This is a genomic window from Lactococcus allomyrinae, from assembly GCF_003627095.1.
In the GTDB taxonomy this organism is placed as follows: Bacteria; Bacillota; Bacilli; order Lactobacillales; family Streptococcaceae; genus Lactococcus; species Lactococcus allomyrinae.
The window spans coordinates 1089129-1106679 of record NZ_CP032627.1 but is presented as its reverse complement, the minus strand read 5'-3'; the positions used below and the strand labels follow the sequence as shown (position 1 = coordinate 1106679).

17 protein-coding genes and 2 pseudogenes are annotated in these 17551 nt (G+C 35.8%); 16 read left to right on the top strand and 3 right to left on the bottom strand.

Features of this window, described 5'->3' with window-relative positions; translation table 11 throughout:
* The first annotated feature begins 115 nt into the window (after positions 1–115).
* Positions 116–460, top strand: coding sequence for a 50S ribosomal protein L19 (gene rplS / locus D7I46_RS05260; protein WP_120771938.1), 345 nt, complete (start codon positions 116–118; stop codon positions 458–460).
* A gap of 76 nt (positions 461–536) precedes the next feature.
* Here the strand turns inward: rplS and D7I46_RS05255 are convergent, their stop codons facing one another.
* Positions 537–1091 carry a TMEM175 family protein gene (locus D7I46_RS05255; RefSeq protein WP_162930839.1) on the bottom strand — a complete coding sequence of 185 codons (555 nt, stop codon included), beginning with the start codon at positions 1089–1091 and terminating at the stop codon, positions 537–539.
* A gap of 147 nt (positions 1092–1238) precedes the next feature.
* Entirely contained in the window at positions 1239–1394 is a 156-nt protein-coding gene (locus D7I46_RS13260; protein WP_162930838.1) for a hypothetical protein, read from the bottom strand.
* A gap of 209 nt (positions 1395–1603) precedes the next feature.
* Between D7I46_RS13260 and D7I46_RS05250 the strand changes: the two genes are divergently transcribed.
* Together D7I46_RS05250 and D7I46_RS05245 are read left to right on the top strand one after the other, a co-directional pair.
* The gene (locus D7I46_RS05250; protein WP_120771937.1) at positions 1604–2083 is read left to right on the top strand and encodes a hypothetical protein; all 480 of its coding nucleotides are present in this window, start codon (positions 1604–1606) and stop codon (positions 2081–2083) included.
* Positions 2084–2187: 104 nt separating this feature from the next.
* A pseudogene (locus D7I46_RS05245) lies at positions 2188–3194 on the top strand (alpha/beta hydrolase).
* 116 nt (positions 3195–3310) lie between these two features.
* Here the strand turns inward: D7I46_RS05245 and D7I46_RS05240 are convergent.
* A complete protein-coding gene (locus D7I46_RS05240; RefSeq protein WP_120771936.1) occupies positions 3311–3847 on the bottom strand; it encodes a TetR/AcrR family transcriptional regulator in 537 nt (178 codons plus the stop codon).
* Positions 3848–4058: 211 nt separating this feature from the next.
* On the opposite strand from D7I46_RS05240, the gene D7I46_RS05235 reads away from it, so the two are divergent.
* From D7I46_RS05235 to abc-f, 13 genes and pseudogenes are all read left to right on the top strand, one after another.
* On the top strand, positions 4059–6464 hold the full coding sequence (locus D7I46_RS05235) for a YhgE/Pip domain-containing protein (protein WP_120771935.1): 2406 nt from the start codon (positions 4059–4061) through the stop codon (positions 6462–6464).
* A gap of 215 nt (positions 6465–6679) precedes the next feature.
* A complete protein-coding gene (locus D7I46_RS05230; RefSeq protein WP_120771934.1) occupies positions 6680–7012 on the top strand; it encodes a metal-sulfur cluster assembly factor in 333 nt (110 codons plus the stop codon).
* Between the two features lie 352 nt (positions 7013–7364).
* Positions 7365–8003, top strand: coding sequence for a cell wall-active antibiotics response protein LiaF (liaF, locus tag D7I46_RS05225; protein ID WP_120771933.1), 639 nt, complete (start codon positions 7365–7367; stop codon positions 8001–8003).
* On the top strand, positions 8000–8998 hold the full coding sequence (locus tag D7I46_RS05220) for a sensor histidine kinase (RefSeq protein WP_120771932.1): 999 nt from the start codon (positions 8000–8002) through the stop codon (positions 8996–8998). The genes liaF and D7I46_RS05220 overlap by 4 nt, the downstream gene beginning before the upstream one ends.
* A 253-nt stretch (positions 8999–9251) precedes the next feature.
* Positions 9252–9881: a LuxR C-terminal-related transcriptional regulator gene (locus D7I46_RS05215; RefSeq protein WP_120771931.1), complete on the top strand. Its 630-nt coding sequence runs from the start codon at positions 9252–9254 to the stop codon at positions 9879–9881.
* 100 nt (positions 9882–9981) lie between these two features.
* Positions 9982–10788: a Cof-type HAD-IIB family hydrolase gene (locus tag D7I46_RS05210; protein ID WP_120771930.1), complete on the top strand. Its 807-nt coding sequence runs from the start codon at positions 9982–9984 to the stop codon at positions 10786–10788.
* A 202-nt stretch (positions 10789–10990) separates the two neighbouring features.
* Positions 10991–11581: a peptidylprolyl isomerase gene (locus D7I46_RS05205; RefSeq protein ID WP_120771929.1), complete on the top strand. Its 591-nt coding sequence runs from the start codon at positions 10991–10993 to the stop codon at positions 11579–11581.
* Position 11582: 1 nt separating this feature from the next.
* On the top strand, positions 11583–12023 hold the full coding sequence (locus D7I46_RS05200) for a S1 RNA-binding domain-containing protein (RefSeq protein ID WP_120771928.1): 441 nt from the start codon (positions 11583–11585) through the stop codon (positions 12021–12023).
* A 19-nt stretch (positions 12024–12042) separates the two neighbouring features.
* Positions 12043–12647 (top strand): annotated as a pseudogene (locus D7I46_RS05195) (TVP38/TMEM64 family protein).
* Positions 12648–12869: 222 nt separating this feature from the next.
* On the top strand, positions 12870–14108 hold the full coding sequence (locus D7I46_RS05190; protein WP_120771927.1) for an FtsW/RodA/SpoVE family cell cycle protein: 1239 nt from the start codon (positions 12870–12872) through the stop codon (positions 14106–14108).
* A 78-nt stretch (positions 14109–14186) separates the two neighbouring features.
* The gene (locus D7I46_RS05185; RefSeq protein ID WP_120771926.1) at positions 14187–14615 is read left to right on the top strand and encodes a flavodoxin family protein; all 429 of its coding nucleotides are present in this window, start codon (positions 14187–14189) and stop codon (positions 14613–14615) included.
* Between the two features lie 248 nt (positions 14616–14863).
* A complete protein-coding gene (locus D7I46_RS05180; protein ID WP_120771925.1) occupies positions 14864–15625 on the top strand; it encodes a (S)-acetoin forming diacetyl reductase in 762 nt (253 codons plus the stop codon).
* A gap of 321 nt (positions 15626–15946) precedes the next feature.
* Positions 15947–17434, top strand: coding sequence for a ribosomal protection-like ABC-F family protein (gene abc-f / locus D7I46_RS05175; protein ID WP_120771924.1), 1488 nt, complete (start codon positions 15947–15949; stop codon positions 17432–17434).
* Positions 17435–17551 lie beyond the last annotated feature (117 nt).

The following is a 17551-nucleotide window of genomic DNA, read 5'->3' as shown; positions in this document are numbered from 1 at the left end:
TCTTGATAATATTAAATAGATTTGTTATAATAGTCTGGTATGTCTTAGAACATACTAATAAAGCTGTTCATCCGCTGGGTCAGAGTTACTTAATGATGGGCAAGAGGAGAAAAAAATGAACCTTATTGAATCTATCAACGCTGCGCAACTCCGCACTGATATTCCTGACTTCCGTCCTGGTGACACTGTACGTGTTCATGCGAAAGTCGTTGAAGGAACTCGCGAACGTATCCAAATGTTTGAAGGTGTTGTCATCGCTCGTAAAAATTCAGGAATCAGCGAAACTTATACAGTTCGTAAGATTTCTAACGGTGTTGGTGTAGAACGTATCTTCCCACTTCACACTCCACGTGTTGAAAAAATTGAAGTAATTCGTCATGGTAAAGTACGTCGTGCGAAACTTTACTACCTCCGTGCATTGCAAGGTAAAAAAGCGCGTATCGCTGAACGTCGCCGTTAAGAAACACAATATAACCGCTCTGTTGAGCGGTTTTTTGATACTTTAAATAATAAAAAAAGAAACGGAAAGCTCTTTTTTATTCAAAGTCGCTATGCCTTCCCCAAGATAGAGCCATTAATATCGTTACGATAGGTAAAGCATACAACCAGATAAGAGATATGAGTGCTCCTGGTAGTAAAAATATGAGGAAGATTTTGATTCTTTGACGATTACGCAGTCGGAGAGTCTCACTCCTGTTATATTGCCTGTAAATAATTTCGCTGAAAATAATCAAGCTTATCCAAATAATTAGATATATTGTAATGTATGCAATACTATCAATGAGCGAATGAGGATGTTCAGCATGAACAACAGTTGCAAAAGGAAACAGGCAAATAACCAGTAAAAGCCAATGGTTTACCCATAATAACAGTTCATCGATACGATTATTTTTTAAGAAGGTCATGACATGGTGGTGAGAGTTCCAGATTGATGCTAGCGCAACAAATGTGGTTACGTAGATAAGAAACATTAGCAATAGTCGAGGAGAAAGCAGATTTCCGTCTTTCGGTACTTTAAATTCAAGAACGGTCAATGTCATTACGACAGCAAAAATACCGTCTGTTAGAGCTTCTATTCTACTTTTATTCATATGTCGTATTATAGCAAATATTTGAAAGTTTGTTTTAATTAAAATACATTAAGAGAGGGTTTTAGGCAACAAAAAAAGCACCCACTTATATGTCAAAAGTAGATGCTTTCTACTGAGAGGGATACTCGCCCATTTGCTTTTTGCTCCTTAGACTATTTCTTCTAAATTGTGCACAGCTTCTTCGATTGTATCACCAGCACCATAAACAGTTAAATCACTAGCAAGATATGCTTTAAAGATATTTTGTGAAGTATCTAGAGTTACAGTGTACTCGAAGAGTTTGTTTTTGTTGATGAATGTCATAATACATTCTCCTTTCTCTTTATGCTGACGAAAGGGACTATAACGATTACAACGAAATTCCTACTCACAAGTATATCACATTGCACATAAAATAACAAAAAAATCATCTCATAATGTCTAATATAGAATATGATTTTGAAAGTAATTATCTCTTATGATAAAATTATAATAATATAATTAGAAAACAGTAATAAATAGATGGAGCTATAATGATCATTGATTTAGGGAATATATGGGAAGCATTGAGTGCAATTGGAACGATAGCGGTAGTTATCGTATCACTTCATCTTGCAAGAAGAGACTACCGAAAGAAACTTGAGATTGATTATTGGACGTCTTATGAGGTATTTTCTGGCGATAATATCTCTTTGTGGTGTATTGACATTGTGAATACGGGAGCTGTTCCATTTAAAATTTATGAAATTGGAATTTGTAAAAAAAGACTTTTGCGTAAAAGTGCAAAGAAAACGATGGCTTTTTCGTCAAGAGATTTGGAGCAAGAGAGTGCAAAGTTACCAATATTGTTAATGCCACAAGAAGATGCAACATATTTTGTGATGAAAGATGAGTGTCTTATTGAATTAAAAAAATCAGGATTCAAAAATCAAAATCTGAAAATGTATGCAAAAGATACAACTGGTAAATACTATTTTGCAAAAAGATTCAAGATTAGAAATGAATTGGGATAATTTAAAGTAAAAGAATATTTCTTGTAATCTTTTGTATTTTGATATTCAAATTGTTAGCTTTTTATTCGCTAAATTCTAAAAAAAATTTGTTATAATTCAAGAATATGAAGAAAAGAATTTTAAAGATTACTTTATGGTTTATAGTAGGAATTATTGTCTTATTTCTATTGGTTTTGATTGCTTTTCATGTTTCTCCTAGGCCAGGAGCACTTGTGATTAAAAAAGCATTTGATTCTAAGGTGATGATTACAGATGAAAAAGGATATCAAAGAGCTAAAAAAAATGTAGAGATTATTTCAGATCAATCCTATCAATCAAAGTTAAAAAACAATGTATTTGACATCTATTATCCTAAAGACACACCTCGACCTGTTCCTGTATTAGTTTGGGCACATGGAGGAGGTTTTGTTGCTGGAGATAAAGAAGGAGTAAAAGAGTTTGCGACAAAAATTGTGTCAGATACAAAAATAGCAGTTATTTCCATGAATTATGAAACAGCACCAGATTCACAATATCCTAATCAGTTAGTACAAATGGGAGAGCTAATCAAAACATTAGAAGAGAAAAAGTTCAAAATGTTAGATTTATCTCAAATATTATTTGGTGGAGATAGTGCTGGAGCACAAATTGCACTACAATATGTCACAACTCAAACGAACAACAACTATGCAAAAAGCATTGGAATTAAGCAAGTATTAAATACTACAGAAATCAAGGGCACGATTTCTTATTGTGGCCCGTGGATTTACAACAGACAGCTCAAGAACAGTCAACGAGTAAATTTATGAAGTTTTTTGTTGATACGGTAGCTTGGTCAGAAATTGGAACAAAGGACTGGAAAGAAAATCCTAAGTTATTTGAAGCGAGTTTGGTTCGTCATGTGACTAAAGATTTTCCTCCGACATATATCACGGATGGAAATGCATATTCTTTTCAAAATCAAGGGATTGCTTTAGAAAAGAGATTGAAACAGCTGAAAGTTCCTGTGCAAGGATTATTCTATGTTAATGATAAGAAAGAAATTACTCATGAATATCAATTTGATTATGAAATGAAGGAAGCCAAGAATTGTTACGATCAAACAGTAGCATTTATTGATGAATATAAATGAAAACTATTCTATTGAGAATAGTTTTTTTGAACATTATGTCTAAAAATGAGAGCGAATTAAGTTTTTATAGAAGTCAATTTATCTGTAAATTTGAATAGAAATTGATGGCTAACTTTTTAGTTGATTAATTCTTGGAGTAAATCAGCAATTTGAGTGGGCGTTTCTTTTTGATTCCGTCGTAACCATGACTGTGTTGTTCCAAAAATGGCATTGGCATAATAAGTTGTCGCATAGATTTCACCAAGCTTTCCTAAATTATTTCGTTTAGAATCTTGAGGAAAAATTGAATTTTGTAATAAATCTTTTAGTTTCTGAAGCATAAATTGATGGATTTCTTTACTTCCGTTTTCAGAAAGAAGTGCGGCGTAGATTTGATTGCGTTGTAAAAACTCAAAGGTTTCAAGCATTGTCGCGTGTAGATTTCCATTATTTTTCTCAAAAACATATTGAATGGTTTCAAAAAGACGGCGTTGATAGGCTTCAATCATGTCGTATTTATCTTGATAGTGCGTGTAGAAACTACTCCGGCTTACTTTTGCGATTTTAACAAGCTCTGTTGTTGAAATCTGGTCAAAAGATTTTTCGTGCAAAAGTTGAATCATTGCATCGCGAAGCTGGATTCTGGTACGGTCTTTTCGAGTGTCATGGGCCATTATTTTGGAACCTCCGTTTCAATACTTGACAATCAGTTGCTCATTTGAAAATCAAAAAAGATGATTCTCAATCTAAATGTAAGTGTTTTATTTGGACAAATGTGCACAAGCTGTCTAAAAATCGGAGCTCAACATTTGTCAATTTTTCGAAAAAGTTTATAATACATATTATAACAATTTTTGGACGAAGTGTCCATAACGGGGAAGGGAAATGTTAAAAAAAGAATGGCAAGCTATCTTCAAGCATAAATTTTTTATCATCGTTATTATCGCATTGTCACTGGTTCCGGCAATTTATAATTATATTTTCTTAGGGTCAATGTGGGACCCATATGGGAATTTAAAAGATTTGCCAGTGGCAGTTGTGAATATGGACAAGGCGTCTGAATTGGATGGTAAAAAATTAGAACTTGGTGATAAGGTGATTTCTGAAATGAAGAAATCAAAAGATTTGGATTATCATTTTGTATCAAAAGCTGATGCTAAAAATGGAATTAAAAAAGGGGATTACTACATGGTTATTACTTTCCCTAAAGATTTCTCAGAGAATGCAGCAAGTTTGATGTCAGAAAATCCAAAAGCAGTACAATTAGATTATCAAACGACACGTGGTCATAACTATATTTCTTCCAAAATGAGTGAAAGTGCTGTGACACAATTGAAAGCCAAAGTTTCGGAAAAAGTGACCAAAGATTATACTGAGGCTATTTTTGATAAAATTGCTGAGATGAAACCAGGGATGCAGGAGGCTTCAGATGGCTCTAAAAAACTCGCTGATGGTAGTCAAACGGCTTTGAGTGGTTCGTCAGAGATTTCAAAAAATCTAAACACATTGGCATCATCAAGTTTGACTTTTACCGATGGAGCAAATACATTAAATGTTGGTGTTGATAAGTATGTTGAAGGTGTAAAACAAGCAGCTTTAGGTAGCGAAAAACTTGCTGATGGCACGAAACAATTTTCTACAGGCGCTGAACAGTTGGCTGAAGGGACTCAAACTTTGGCGGATAAATCAAAAGAATTATCTGCTGGGATTGCAAAAATTTCTCAAAGTTCAGAAGCTGCGGATCAACTGCAGTCAGCTAGTCAGCAACTTGCTGATGGACTGACAAAACTGTCAGCAGCAACCAGCCTGTCTGATGAAGATAAGGCAAATTTTATAAAGCTAGAAACTGGCTTGACAGCCCTTAATCAACAGATTCAAGCTGGGAGTACCGATTCAACAGTTGTGACTCAAATGGAAAATGATTTAAAAAATGTTCAGGCTGTTTTGCCGAAAATTATTCAAGACCAACTGACGGCGTCCACCACGGCAATTTCTGCAACAGACACTTTTAAAAATTTGACATCAGCACAACAGGCGGATTTGCTTAATGCATTAAAGAATTCTGCGGAAAACTCAACAGAAATACAGACTGATTCACAGTCAATTTCAGATAGTTTGACAAATGTTGGTAATCAATTGAAGAATTTACAAACTCAAACTCAAATGTTGGCAAATGGAGCTGCTCAAATCCTTCCAGCTGCATCTCAAACCATTAACCAGTTATCAACCGGAATAGACAATGCTCATATTACTTTGAGTAATCAAATTTTGCCAGGAACTAACCAGTTGGCAGCAGGAGCTGCACAGTTTAATACTGAGATAACTGCAGGAGGACAACAGCTTACTTCAGGATTTAATCAATTTGCAGCGGGTGTCAATCAAGCGAATGATGGTGCTCATCAGCTTGCTGACAAGTCAAAAGACTTGCAAACGGGTAGCTTGCAGTTGGTTTCAGGACTAACGCAATTACAAGGGAATAGCCAGTCATTAAGCTCAGGTTCAAGTCAACTTGCTGATGGAGCAAAACAAATTGCTTCAGGCTCAAGTCAACTTGCTGACGGAAGTCAAACACTGACAAAAGGTTTGGATAGTCTAAATGATGGCGCAGGCACACTTTCGTCAGCACTGACAGATGCTGATAAAAAGCTGTCAGCGACAAATAGTAATAAAAAGAATGCTGACAAGATTGCAACACCACTCAAAATGAAGCATACAGACCATGACAATGTTCCTGTCAATGGCGAAGGAATGACACCTTACATGATTTGTGTGGCCCTCTTCATAGGGGCACTTGCAACAAACGTTGTTATCGGTCACAGTTTCTCTGGTGAAAAATGGAAATCTGGTCGTGAATTCATGTGGGCCAAAATCGGAACAAATGGTTTAGTTGCCCTCCTGCAAGCTCTTATCGTTTATGGTGCGGTTGTTGCGCTTGGACTTCGAGCAAATTATAACTTACGGATGCTGTTGTCAGTGATTTTGATTAGTTTTGCATTCATGGCAATTAATACCTTCTTCTTGACATGGTTAGGTAAGGTTGGGGAGTTTGTCATGATTGTCTTTCTTGTCTTGCAATTGGCGACGAGTGCTGGGACATATCCATTACAGCTGGCTCCGCATATTTTCCAAGTAATTAGTCCATGGCTTCCAATGACTTATGGATTACGGATGCTGCGTGAAACGATTGGTCTAGGTGGAAATATTCTTCCTTATGTCTTGCTTTTTGGGGTAATTATACTTGTCTTTACAGGTGCACTTAGCTTCTTTAAGAAGATTTCACGATTTGCTTAATCAAAATTTACTGACAGACATCTGTCAGTAAATTTTTTACTTTTATCATAAAATTTTCTAGTTTTTTTTGTTAATTTTTGTTAAAATAAAGCTTGTAAAAAGAATTTGACAATTTGGAATGGAGTTCGGTTGCTTTGTTTAAGGAGATGGCGCTTTAGTTACTTATCTTTATACTTTTAGAAGCAGTTGCCCTCACATTTTGTAGGAGAAAAAATATGGCAGATAAATATACAGAAGAGCAAGTGAGCGAAATCAAGGATAAGATTCTTGCTGCACTTGAAAATGTGATTGACCCAGAACTTGGTATTGATATCATTAACTTAGGTTTGGTTTATGAAATCAGCTTTGAGGACAATGGCGCAACCGAAATCAAGATGACTTTGACAACAATGGGATGTCCATTAGCAGATTTGCTAACAGAACAAATCCATGATGCCCTCAAAGATGTTGAGGAGGTCACAGATATTAAAGTCAATTTGGTTTGGTATCCAGCTTGGACGGTGGATAAAATGAGCCGTTATGCACGCATTGCTTTGGGTATTCGATAAGATTACTATGACTGGTTTTGAGAGTGTTTTGATAAAATAAGGCAACCTCCAAAGAGTACATTTAATATGATACTCAAGTCAATTTTTAAAATTTTTTATTGTTTTTAAATCTAGTAAAATATGAGTAAAACAACATGAAAATTTCAATCTAATCAGCGATTCAAAAAGTACGATAATAATCAGAGAAAAGTCATCAAAGAGTTTCTCTGATTTTTTTGTCAAAATGGTATCTTAAACATTACATTAATGAGATTAAACTGGCTGTTGCTACCTTTTACAACGAATTAGATATAAAAGAAATTTAAGCCTTTAGACTGAGAAAAACTCAGTCTTTTTTTGGTACAATAGAGCTATGAATAGAAAAATAAAAGCAGTAGTAATTATTGAAATAATGATTTTGATGGGACTGTTTTTCCATGTGGCACGAACACCACGAATGTGGATTGTTCTTGTAGGTGCGATACTTTTCACAATTTTGGCAAGTCGTTCTCGTGCGCGTGTTTTTAGAATGTTGAGTCTTATCTTTTGGGCAATTTCTGCGATGATACTTTTTACCGCAGGCTGGTTTTGGCTAGCGATAATCTTCCCAGCAATCATGTGCATTATTTTCTGGAAAAACAATCCTAGAGAAAGTCATCAAAGTAATGATGGTCCTTTTTTTCAATCAGGATTTGAGAATGAAGGACAAGATTTTGTTGGCCGAGCAAACGGAAATGATTTGATTGATTTAGATGACATTAATTTTAAACCAAGCGGTAACAGTTTATCTATCAAAAAAACAACCGGAAATACAAAGATAATTGTACCAAGAGATGTTGCAGTGATGCTTGATGTGACAACTCATACAGGTGTTGTTAAAATTTTTGATGAACCTTCTCAAATCAATGCAGGAAATATTCGTTATTTCAGTGAAAATATTGAAGAAGTAACAAAGCGAATTAAAATCAATATTCGTGTAGAAACTGGAAATATTGAGGTCATTCAAGGATGAAAAAATCAATTGTCACCACCTTTCTAGCTGTTTTTGGTATCATCATCGTCATGTATCTGGTTCTCTTTGCATTGATGAACAGTAGCAGACCGCTTGGAGGAATGCCAGAAATGATGGGGGATTTTAGCGGAAATCTTTATGGATTATGGATTTTTGTATCAGTTGCAGGCTTACTTGCACTGATTTTTACCCTGTTTAACTATCTTGAAAATGTGAAAATCCAACAAAATTTTCAAAACGATATTAAACGACTAGAACAAAATCAACAACCAGAAGCGCCTGAATTACAAGTTATTCATGAAAAAATCATCAAAATGTCAATGGAACTTCAAGAGCTATCTAAGCAAAAATCGGCGGATAAAGCGGAAATCATAGAGCTAGAGCGCAAACGTATTTCTCGAGAGCTTCATGATTCCGTGAGTCAAGAACTTTTTGCTGCAACTATGATACTATCTAGTGTTGCAGGTTCTACACAAAATTTGACTAAAGAGCAAATTGAAACGCAGACTCAGCTGGTCTTAAAAGTGCTTCATTCTGCACAAAATGAGATGCGAGCGCTTCTTTTACACCTTCGTCCTGTTGAACTTGATGGAAAATTACTGTCAGAGGGTCTGTCAGCACTGACAGACGAATTACAGGCGAAAATATCAGCAAATATCAGTGTGAAGCTGGCTGAAATTGAAGCTTCAAGAAATATTGAAGACAATCTCTTTCGGATGGCGCAGGAGATTTTATCGAATACGCTCAGGCATTCACAAGCTGAAAATATTGAAGTTATCCTTCGTGAGAACAGAGAAAACATTATTTTAAAAATTTCCGATGACGGTGTTGGTTTTGATACGACTGGAAGCGATAAAACAGCAAGTTATGGTTTAGCAAATATCAAAGAACGAGCGCTTTTGCTCGGTGGAGATGCTAAAGTTATTTCAGCGCCAAATGCCGGAACAACGGTAGAAGTAAGAATACCTAAAACCGATACTTCAAAAAGTCACTAGTCGTAACGGTTACCGTTATGTTTCACATTTTTATGATAGTAAAAGTGATTTAAAAATATATTAGAATAAACGAGTAAGTGTGAAACTAAATACAAAAATTGTGAAAATAATGATAAAATATGCTTATATAAAAAATAAATAAGTATTTGTTTTTATCAAAAAATGATGGTGTAGATAGGCTCTAAAAACTCAAAATTTCTAGTCTTTAGAGGTTGTCTAAAGGGAGTTGCTCTCACATTTTATAAGGAAAATTATGGAAAAAATTAAACTTTTGATTGTAGATGATCACCAGATGGTTCGTCTTGGGTTGTCTAGCTTCATGAATATTCAACCGGATATTGAAGTTGTAGGAGAGGCAGCTGATGGGGAGTCGGGTTTTCTGAAGGCGGAAGCATTGAATCCAGATGTTATTTTGATGGATTTGGTCATGGATCGTTTAGATGGCATTGGTGCTACGCAGAAGATTTTGGCAAGAAATCCGGAGCGTAAAATTCTTATTTTGACATCATTTATTGATGATGAAAAAGTATTTCCAGCTCTTGCAGCAGGTGCTAAAGGATACATTCTAAAAACTTCTCAAGCAGCCGAGATTGCTTCGAGCATTCGCAAAGTTGCTAAGGGAGAAGATGTACTTTCTGAGGCGGTAAAAGAAAAAATTGCTCAACAAAAACATCGTAAACATGAACTTTATGATGAACTGTCAAAGCGTGAACTTGAGGTGTTAAAAGTTCTTGCAACAGGACTGTCTAACCAAGAAATTGCCGATGAGCTTTTCATTAGTTTGAAAACAGTGAAAACACACGTTTCTAATATTTTCAATAAGTTAGAAGTGTCTGATAGAACGCAGGCAACGATTTATGCTATCCAGCATCACTTGGTTTGAAAGTAAAATGAGCTTTTCATACGTTGAGTTATTCACAAGAAAAGATTGAATTTGTGCTATAATCTATGAAGAACAAAATAATTATTAGAATGAAAAATTGATGGAAGATTTATTAAAAAAAGCTAAAGAAATTAAGATTATTTTCTTTGATATTGATGATACTTTACGTGTCAAAGACTCAGCTTTCATGCCAGAGTCAGTTAACGAAGTTTTTGAAAAACTGCGAGCAAAAGGTATCATGACAGGAATTGCGACAGGACGTAATCTTTTAGGGGTGGTGCCAGAGGTACGTGCGTTGCAACCCGATTTTTATGTCGCAATTAATGGTGCTTATGTTGAAAATGCTCAGACGCAAGAGGTAATTTACAAAAATGTATTTCCAACGATATTAGTTGAAGAAATCATCTCTTGGCTTAGAGCTGAAAAGAGTGAATACTCATTTGTTGCGAGTGACAGTTTGCGCGTTTCAAAATGGGACGATATTGCCAGAAATGCAATTGGGCCAGTCTATGCGGATCTTGAAGAAAACGCAAATTATTATAAAACAAATGATATCTATCAGATGTTGACGATTTCTGATCATGATGACCAATTGATTTTACCAGAAACGCTTGCCGATAAAATTCGTATGGTGCGGTGGCATCCAAATAGTTCAGATATTGTACCAATGAAAGGTTCTAAAGCTATTGGCTGTCAGAAAGTTCTTGAATTACTTAATCTTGCGCCAGAAAACATGATGAATTTTGGTGATGAACTTAATGACCGCGAGCTTTTTGATTTTGCTGGTTTATCAGTAGCAATGAAAGTTTCTCATCCAGAAATACTTGAGAAAGCAGATTTTATTACTGATTCTGTCGAAAATGATGGAATTTTAAAAGCGTTGAAAACACTGAATATTATTGATTGATGATTTTATCAGTGACGTCAAAACTTGACTGAAACGAATAAAATTTCGGTCAGCTCATGTGATTAATGGGAGCATTGGATCGATAAATGAGGGGCTAATTAGTTCCACTAATTACTCTGTCAGCATACTGACAGCTTACAAAAATGTAAGAATTGATTACTTGCTTTGTGATAAAATAATAGAAATAAAAGGTAAAAATAAAATGGCATATCCACAACTTGAACTCGAAAAATACGCAGGAACAACTGCAATTATCAAAACGAATCACGGAAAAATGACTGTGAAGTTATTTGACGAATTGGCACCAAAGACGGTAAAAAACTTTGTTGAATTAAGCAAACAAGGCTATTATGACGGTGTTATTTTCCATCGTATCATCAAAGATTTTATGATTCAAGGGGGCGACCCGACTGGAACGGGAATGGGTGGTAGCTCTATTTACGGAGATAAGTTTGAAGATGAATTCTCAATGGACGCTTTCAATGTACGTGGTGCTTTGTCGATGGCAAATGCAGGTCCAAATACGAATGGTAGTCAATTTTTTATCGTACAAAATAAAAATTTGCCTTATCCAAAGGAAGCGTTGGTTGAAGGCGGTTGGCCAGAAGAAGTTGCGGAGCTTTATACCAAAGGAGGAACGCCACATCTTGACGGACGTCACACTGTCTTTGGGCAACTTTTAACAGAAGAAAGCTTTGAAGTGTTAGATGCGATTTCAGCAGTTCCTACAGGTGTACAAGATAAACCAGTAGACGATGTTGTTATCGAAACGATCGAGATTATTGAGCGATAATATGACAGTTACACATCCTAAAATAGGAGATATTGTTGAAGTTGAAGTAGTAGGCATGCAAGATTATGGTGCTTTTGTAAAATTTTTTACTGACAGAAATTCTGTCAGTGCTGACAGCGCCTCTAGCACTTCTGTCAGTGAGAAAATAGAACAAAAAGGGCTGATTCACATCTCCGAAATTCAATCAGGCTATGTTAAGACAATTCATGACATTGTTAAGATTGGTCAAAAGTTAAAAGCACAAATTATAGATATTGATGAATTTAATGGAAAAATTAGCCTGTCAATTCGCAGTCTAGAAAAGAGTCCACAGATTCACCATTTCTATAGAAAAAAACATTTTACTGACCCGAGAGATAAAATCGGCTTCAAATCACTAGAAAAAGAACTTCCCAAGTGGGTTGAAGAAAACGAGGCCTATCTAAAAGAACATAAAAATTAGCCAAAAGTGAGGATTTTCTTTGAATGATAATGTATTAAAATATACTAAACGAGTTTTTAATGCAATTACCATACTCGGCTTTGTTGCAACCATTGTTGGGGGATTTATCTCTGGCGATTGGGTGCTTTTCAAAATCAGGCAATTTTACAACAACTTATCATTGCGCACCGCTATTTAGGACCTATCATTTTCCTATGTATGCAAGTTATCCAAGTGATTGTTCCTATCATTCCTGGAGGAATTACAATGGCTGCTGGAGTGATGATATTTGGGCCGGTATGGGGCTTTGTTTATAACTATGTAGGTATTGTGGCAGGTTCCTTTCTTTTATTCTATTTTGGACGAAAATATGGAGCTTCCCTTGTAAAAACTTTTGTCAAAGAGAAGACTTATGACAGGTATATGGCTTGGCTCAATAAAGGTCAAAAACAGTTTAATATCATTTTTGCATTGCTGATTTTATCACCAATTGCTCCAGACGATGCGCTCGTTTTGATTGCAAGCCAAACAAAAATGTCTTGGAGATTTTTGATTTGGACGATGATTCTCTGTAAACCTCTTCCAATCTTGCTCTATTCATATCTTCTCATCTTTGGTGGTGGATTCTTAGAGCACTTCTTATAAAATGCTGAAACCACTTTCAGTATTTTTTTATGAAAAATTTTCAAAGAAACCCAAATTTATTCAAAAAATTGTATAATAGAGTGGATTTGTATAACCTACTAAATTATATGCTAAAAATGAAATGACGATAGATACTGTGAGAGATTAGAACTTCACTCAACTTCTCATAATAGATAATTCATCATAAAAATAACAATATTATAAAACTGACTGGAGCTAGATTTGAAAAAAAAGAAAACAAATAAATTTTCATTTGATTCAAGGATTGATTATGGATTAATCCTACCTGCTTTTATGCTAATATTGATTGGGCTCTATGCGTTATATGTTGCAGTGACTCACGATCATCCGAGTACTGCAACTCAAATGGTTGTTCAACAAGGAACGTGGATTGTTGTCGGGATATTTGTTGCAGTAATTGTAATGCATATGGATTCTCGATTTCTTTGGAATTTGACCCCGTTTTTTTATATTTTGGGTCTTGTTCTTATGGTTTTACCAATTTTTCTTTACAATGAGGCGACATTTATCAATACGGGTGCTAAAAACTGGCTGGCTATTGGAGGAAGAAATCTCTTTCAGCCATCAGAATTTATGAAACTTTCGTATATCTTGTTTTTGGCACGCATTGTGGTAAATTTTCAGAACAAACTAAAGGTAAGAGTTTTAAAAGATGATTTTCGTTTGATTGGTCGATTGCTTCTCGCTACACTTCCAGTTGCGGTTTTATCTGTTTTTCAACATGACTTTGGAACTTTCCTTGTATTTGTCATGATTTTTGCTGGTGTTGTTTTAGTAGCAGGTGTATCATGGAAAATTATTGTTCCAGCTTTTCTATTTGTAGCAGCAGTAGCGGGTGGTATAGTAGCACTTGTTGCATTGCCAGAAGGGCAAAAATTCTTGGAGAAAACAAGCTTTGCTGAGTATCAGGTCAATCGTTTCATCGCGTGGCTTCATCCCTTCGAATATGCTCAAACTTTTAGCTTGCAGCAAGCACGATCGCTAATTTCTGTAGGTAGTGGTGGACTTTGGGGAAAAGGGATTGGTGTGGCAAATGTCAATGTTCCTGTTCGCGAATCAGATATGATTTTCACTGTTATTGCTGAAGACTTTGGATTTATTGGTGCGACTTTTGTTATTTTGCTCTATTTCATTTTGATTTATCGCATGATTCAGGTTACATTTAAGTCAAATAACCAGTTTTATACCTATATTTCAACAGGGATTATCATGATGATTTTGTTTCATGTTTTTGAAAATATTGGTGCAGCCATTGGTGTAGTTCCGTTGACAGGGATTCCTTTGCCATTTATTTCTCAAGGAGGTTCAGCTTTGATGTCTAATATCATTGGTTTAGGTCTTGTGTTGTCAATGAAGTATAATCAACTTCCTGATTTTGCAGATATTAGAAAGCAAGGTCGTGAAAGTTTGCAAAGTAGAAAACAACGGCGCCAAAAGTGAGGCTGAAATATTGCACAATTTTGCAATATTATGCTAAAATTAAGCTGTAAAATATCAGGAATGGAGTGGTTTAATTTTATGAAATATGCAGTAAGATATGCATCACGTGGTGGGAATACAAAAGCTGTAGCAGAGGTTATCGCTGATAAAGTTGGGGTGAAAGCGCTTCATGCGTATGAACCTATTACCGAAGAAGTAGATGTTCTCTTTGTGGGCGGTGGTGTGTTGTTTAATTCACCTACAAAAGAATTAAAAGAATTTTTGGCAAGTTTAGACGGGACGAAAGTAAAAGAGATTGTTGCTTTTAGTACTGCGGAATTCTCAGGGGCTACGATAAAAAAAATAGAGGCAGCTGCAAAGGAAAAGGGGATTAAGGTTAATAGTGAATCTTTACTTTTGAAACTATCCTATCAAGGTTTCTCACTTTTTGCTCCTGCTGGAGGTGATTTGAAAGAAAATCAAGTCAAAGAAGTGAAAAGTTTTGTTGATAAAATTGTTGGAGAATAATTTTGAAACAGAAAAAACTCTCTTTTTATAGAGAGTTTTTTCTCTGTTTTTATAGGAAGTATAAAATATGGTTTTAACGTAATTAATTCTTGAATTTTATGTACCAAAGTGCTAAATTATAGTTGTGATAATATTCACGGATAAAGTTTGATTGCCAAAATGACAACCATTCACATGAAAGTTTCTATATCAAGAATTGTTTAATCACTTTTGATTGATGAGAAATGACAACGGAGAAGGAGACAAATATGTCTAAAGTTGCAGTAGTTACTGGTGCAGGTCAAGGAATTGGCTTTGCTATCGCAAAACGTTTGTATGCTGATGGATTCAAAGTTGCTGTTGTTGATTACAACGAAGAAACAGCACAAAAAGCAGCGGCAGAGCTTGGCGAAAATGCTTTTGCAGTGAAAGCGGATGTTTCAGATCGTGAACAAGTGGTTGCAGCATTTGATGCTGTGGTCGAAAAATTTGGTGATTTGAATGTTGTGGTTAATAACGCTGGGATTGCACCAACAACACCTATCGAAACGATTACACCAGAACTTTTCCATAAAGTTTATGATATCAATGTGGGTGGTGTTCTTTGGGGCACTCAAACAGCCACTGCTATTTTCCGCAAACTTGATCATGGTGGTAAAATTATCAATGCGACTTCGCAAGCTGGCGTTGTCGGCAATCCAAACCTCATGCTTTACAGTTCATCTAAATTTGCTGTTCGTGGAATGACGCAAATCGCAGCGCGTGATTTGGCTGAGGAAGGTATCACGGTCAATGCTTATGCACCTGGTATCGTTAAGACACCAATGATGTTTGACATTGCGCACCAAGTTGGTAAAAACGCTGGTAAAGATGACGAATGGGGCATGCAAACTTTTGCAAAAGATATTGCAATGAAACGTTTGTCAGAGCCTGAAGACGTGGCTAATGTGGTAGGTTTCCTTGCTGGAGAAGACTCAAATTATATCACGGGTCAAACGATTATTGTTGATGGTGGAATGCAATTCCATTAAGATGATGTTAAGAACTGCATTGATTTTAGTGTTTTAAGCAAATAATAAGACTGTCAAGTTTTTATCTTGACAGTCTTGTTTTGTTTGTGCTATACTAATTTTATAAAAATATCGGAGGACGGTCTATTGAAAATCTAAGTCATGAAAAGTAGAAAATGGGTACTGACAGAAATTTGTCAGCGATTTTTTGCATTCATGATTTGGAAAAGACTGTTCAATCAAGAGCGCTGTAGCGCCATTTTTGAGCTTTTTTTCTCGTCGTGAATGCTTGACAGGGAAAGGGAGCTTTTTGTTTTCCTTTCACAGATATAAGGAGGCAAAATGTCGAATATTGAATTAAGAAACTTAACATTCGGATACGGTGCAGAGTTAATCTTTGACCATGCACAAATTAATATAGATGATAAGTGGCAATTGGGGTTGGTCGGAAGAAATGGACGAGGTAAGTCAACACTTTTGAAACTTTTACAAGGTGAAATCAAATCTGACAGTCCTGTCAGCACTGACAAAACATTTGTTTATTTTCCGCAGGAACTGACAGATAGGGATGAACTCACATTTTATGCTTTGTCAGCACTGACAGAGTTTGAACAGTGGGAATTGGAACGGGAATTGACGCTTTTGAAAGTCGATTTGGATGCTTTATGGCGACCATTTAGTTCTCTATCTGGTGGAGAGCAGACCAAGTGTTTGTTGGCATTGCTGTTTTTGGAACAACAAAATTTTCCTTTGATTGATGAGCCAACGAATCATCTGGATATAGAAAGTCGAGAAACAGTTGCAAATTATCTGAAGAAGAAGTCGGGGTTCATTGTTGTTTCGCACGACCGTGATTTTTTGAATCAAGTTTGTGACCATATTTTAGCGATTGAGCGGCAACAAATTAGTCTTTACCAAGGCACATTTTCAACCTATGAAGCTGAGAAAAAACTTCGCGATGAGTTTGAGTTAGCAGAAGATGTCAAATTACGTAGAGATATTTCACGTTTAAAGCAAACAGCACGTGAGAAAGAGACCTGGTCAAGAAATCTTGAAGCAACAAAATCTCGAAAAAATAGAGGTTTTGATAGTGAGACAAAGAGAGTAGATAAAGGATTTATTGGTCGAAAAGCAGCAAATATGATGCAAAAATCGAAAAATCTCGAAAAACGAATGAACGATGAAATAATGGATAAGGAAAAATTGCTAAAAAATATTGAACACATTGAGCCGCTCTCTATGAATTTTGTCGCTTCGCACCATAAAGTGCTTCTGAGGTTGGAGAATTTTTCTCTGGGTTTTGATGGTGAAAAACTGTTTCAACCATTAAATTTTGAGTTAAATCAGGGAGAAATTATTGCGATTACGGGCAAAAATGGTGCTGGTAAATCAAGTTTAATCAAATATTTGAGTGGTACATTTGAAGGAGAAACACATGGTCTATTGACTGTGGCTCATAATATTTCAGTGGCATATGTCAGACAGAACTATCAAAACGAAGGATTTTTGAGAGAATTTGCTGTTCAAAATCAATTGGACATTGAACTTTTTCTAGCAAATCTCAAAAAACTTGGGATGGAGCGAAATGTTTTTTCTCAAAAAATTGAAACAATGAGTCAAGGTCAGCAAAAGAAAGTCGAGTTAGCAAGAGCTTTATCGCAAACTGCGCAACTTTATATTTGGGATGAGCCGTTAAACTACCTCGATGTTTTTAACCATGAACAGATTGAGAGCTTGCTGAAAAATGTTCAACCAACGTTACTTGTCGTTGAGCATGACCGAGCATTTATCAATCATGTCGCTGATAAAGAGATAGTGTTGCAAAAGTAAGAAGCCTCATCCTTAGAAAGCTGCTCCGGACTAAAACTACAAGAGGAATCACAAAGCAAAGACTTTAGAGCAGCTGAAATCTATAGGTAAATCATAAATTTTGTGTCTAAAAGCTGG

Coding starts and splice junctions, on each gene's coding strand:
- rplS (WP_120771938.1), top strand. CDS start 116: ATGAACCTTATTGAATCTATCAACGCTGCGCAACTCCGCACTGATATT.
- D7I46_RS05255 (WP_162930839.1), bottom strand. CDS start 1,091: ATGAATAAAAGTAGAATAGAAGCTCTAACAGACGGTATTTTTGCTGTC.
- D7I46_RS13260 (WP_162930838.1), bottom strand. CDS start 1,394: ATGACATTCATCAACAAAAACAAACTCTTCGAGTACACTGTAACTCTA.
- D7I46_RS05250 (WP_120771937.1), top strand. CDS start 1,604: ATGATCATTGATTTAGGGAATATATGGGAAGCATTGAGTGCAATTGGA.
- D7I46_RS05240 (WP_120771936.1), bottom strand. CDS start 3,847: ATGGCCCATGACACTCGAAAAGACCGTACCAGAATCCAGCTTCGCGAT.
- D7I46_RS05235 (WP_120771935.1), top strand. CDS start 4,059: ATGTTAAAAAAAGAATGGCAAGCTATCTTCAAGCATAAATTTTTTATC.
- D7I46_RS05230 (WP_120771934.1), top strand. CDS start 6,680: ATGGCAGATAAATATACAGAAGAGCAAGTGAGCGAAATCAAGGATAAG.
- liaF (WP_120771933.1), top strand. CDS start 7,365: ATGAATAGAAAAATAAAAGCAGTAGTAATTATTGAAATAATGATTTTG.
- D7I46_RS05220 (WP_120771932.1), top strand. CDS start 8,000: ATGAAAAAATCAATTGTCACCACCTTTCTAGCTGTTTTTGGTATCATC.
- D7I46_RS05215 (WP_120771931.1), top strand. CDS start 9,252: ATGGAAAAAATTAAACTTTTGATTGTAGATGATCACCAGATGGTTCGT.
- D7I46_RS05210 (WP_120771930.1), top strand. CDS start 9,982: ATGGAAGATTTATTAAAAAAAGCTAAAGAAATTAAGATTATTTTCTTT.
- D7I46_RS05205 (WP_120771929.1), top strand. CDS start 10,991: ATGGCATATCCACAACTTGAACTCGAAAAATACGCAGGAACAACTGCA.
- D7I46_RS05200 (WP_120771928.1), top strand. CDS start 11,583: ATGACAGTTACACATCCTAAAATAGGAGATATTGTTGAAGTTGAAGTA.
- D7I46_RS05185 (WP_120771926.1), top strand. CDS start 14,187: ATGAAATATGCAGTAAGATATGCATCACGTGGTGGGAATACAAAAGCT.
- D7I46_RS05180 (WP_120771925.1), top strand. CDS start 14,864: ATGTCTAAAGTTGCAGTAGTTACTGGTGCAGGTCAAGGAATTGGCTTT.
- abc-f (WP_120771924.1), top strand. CDS start 15,947: ATGTCGAATATTGAATTAAGAAACTTAACATTCGGATACGGTGCAGAG.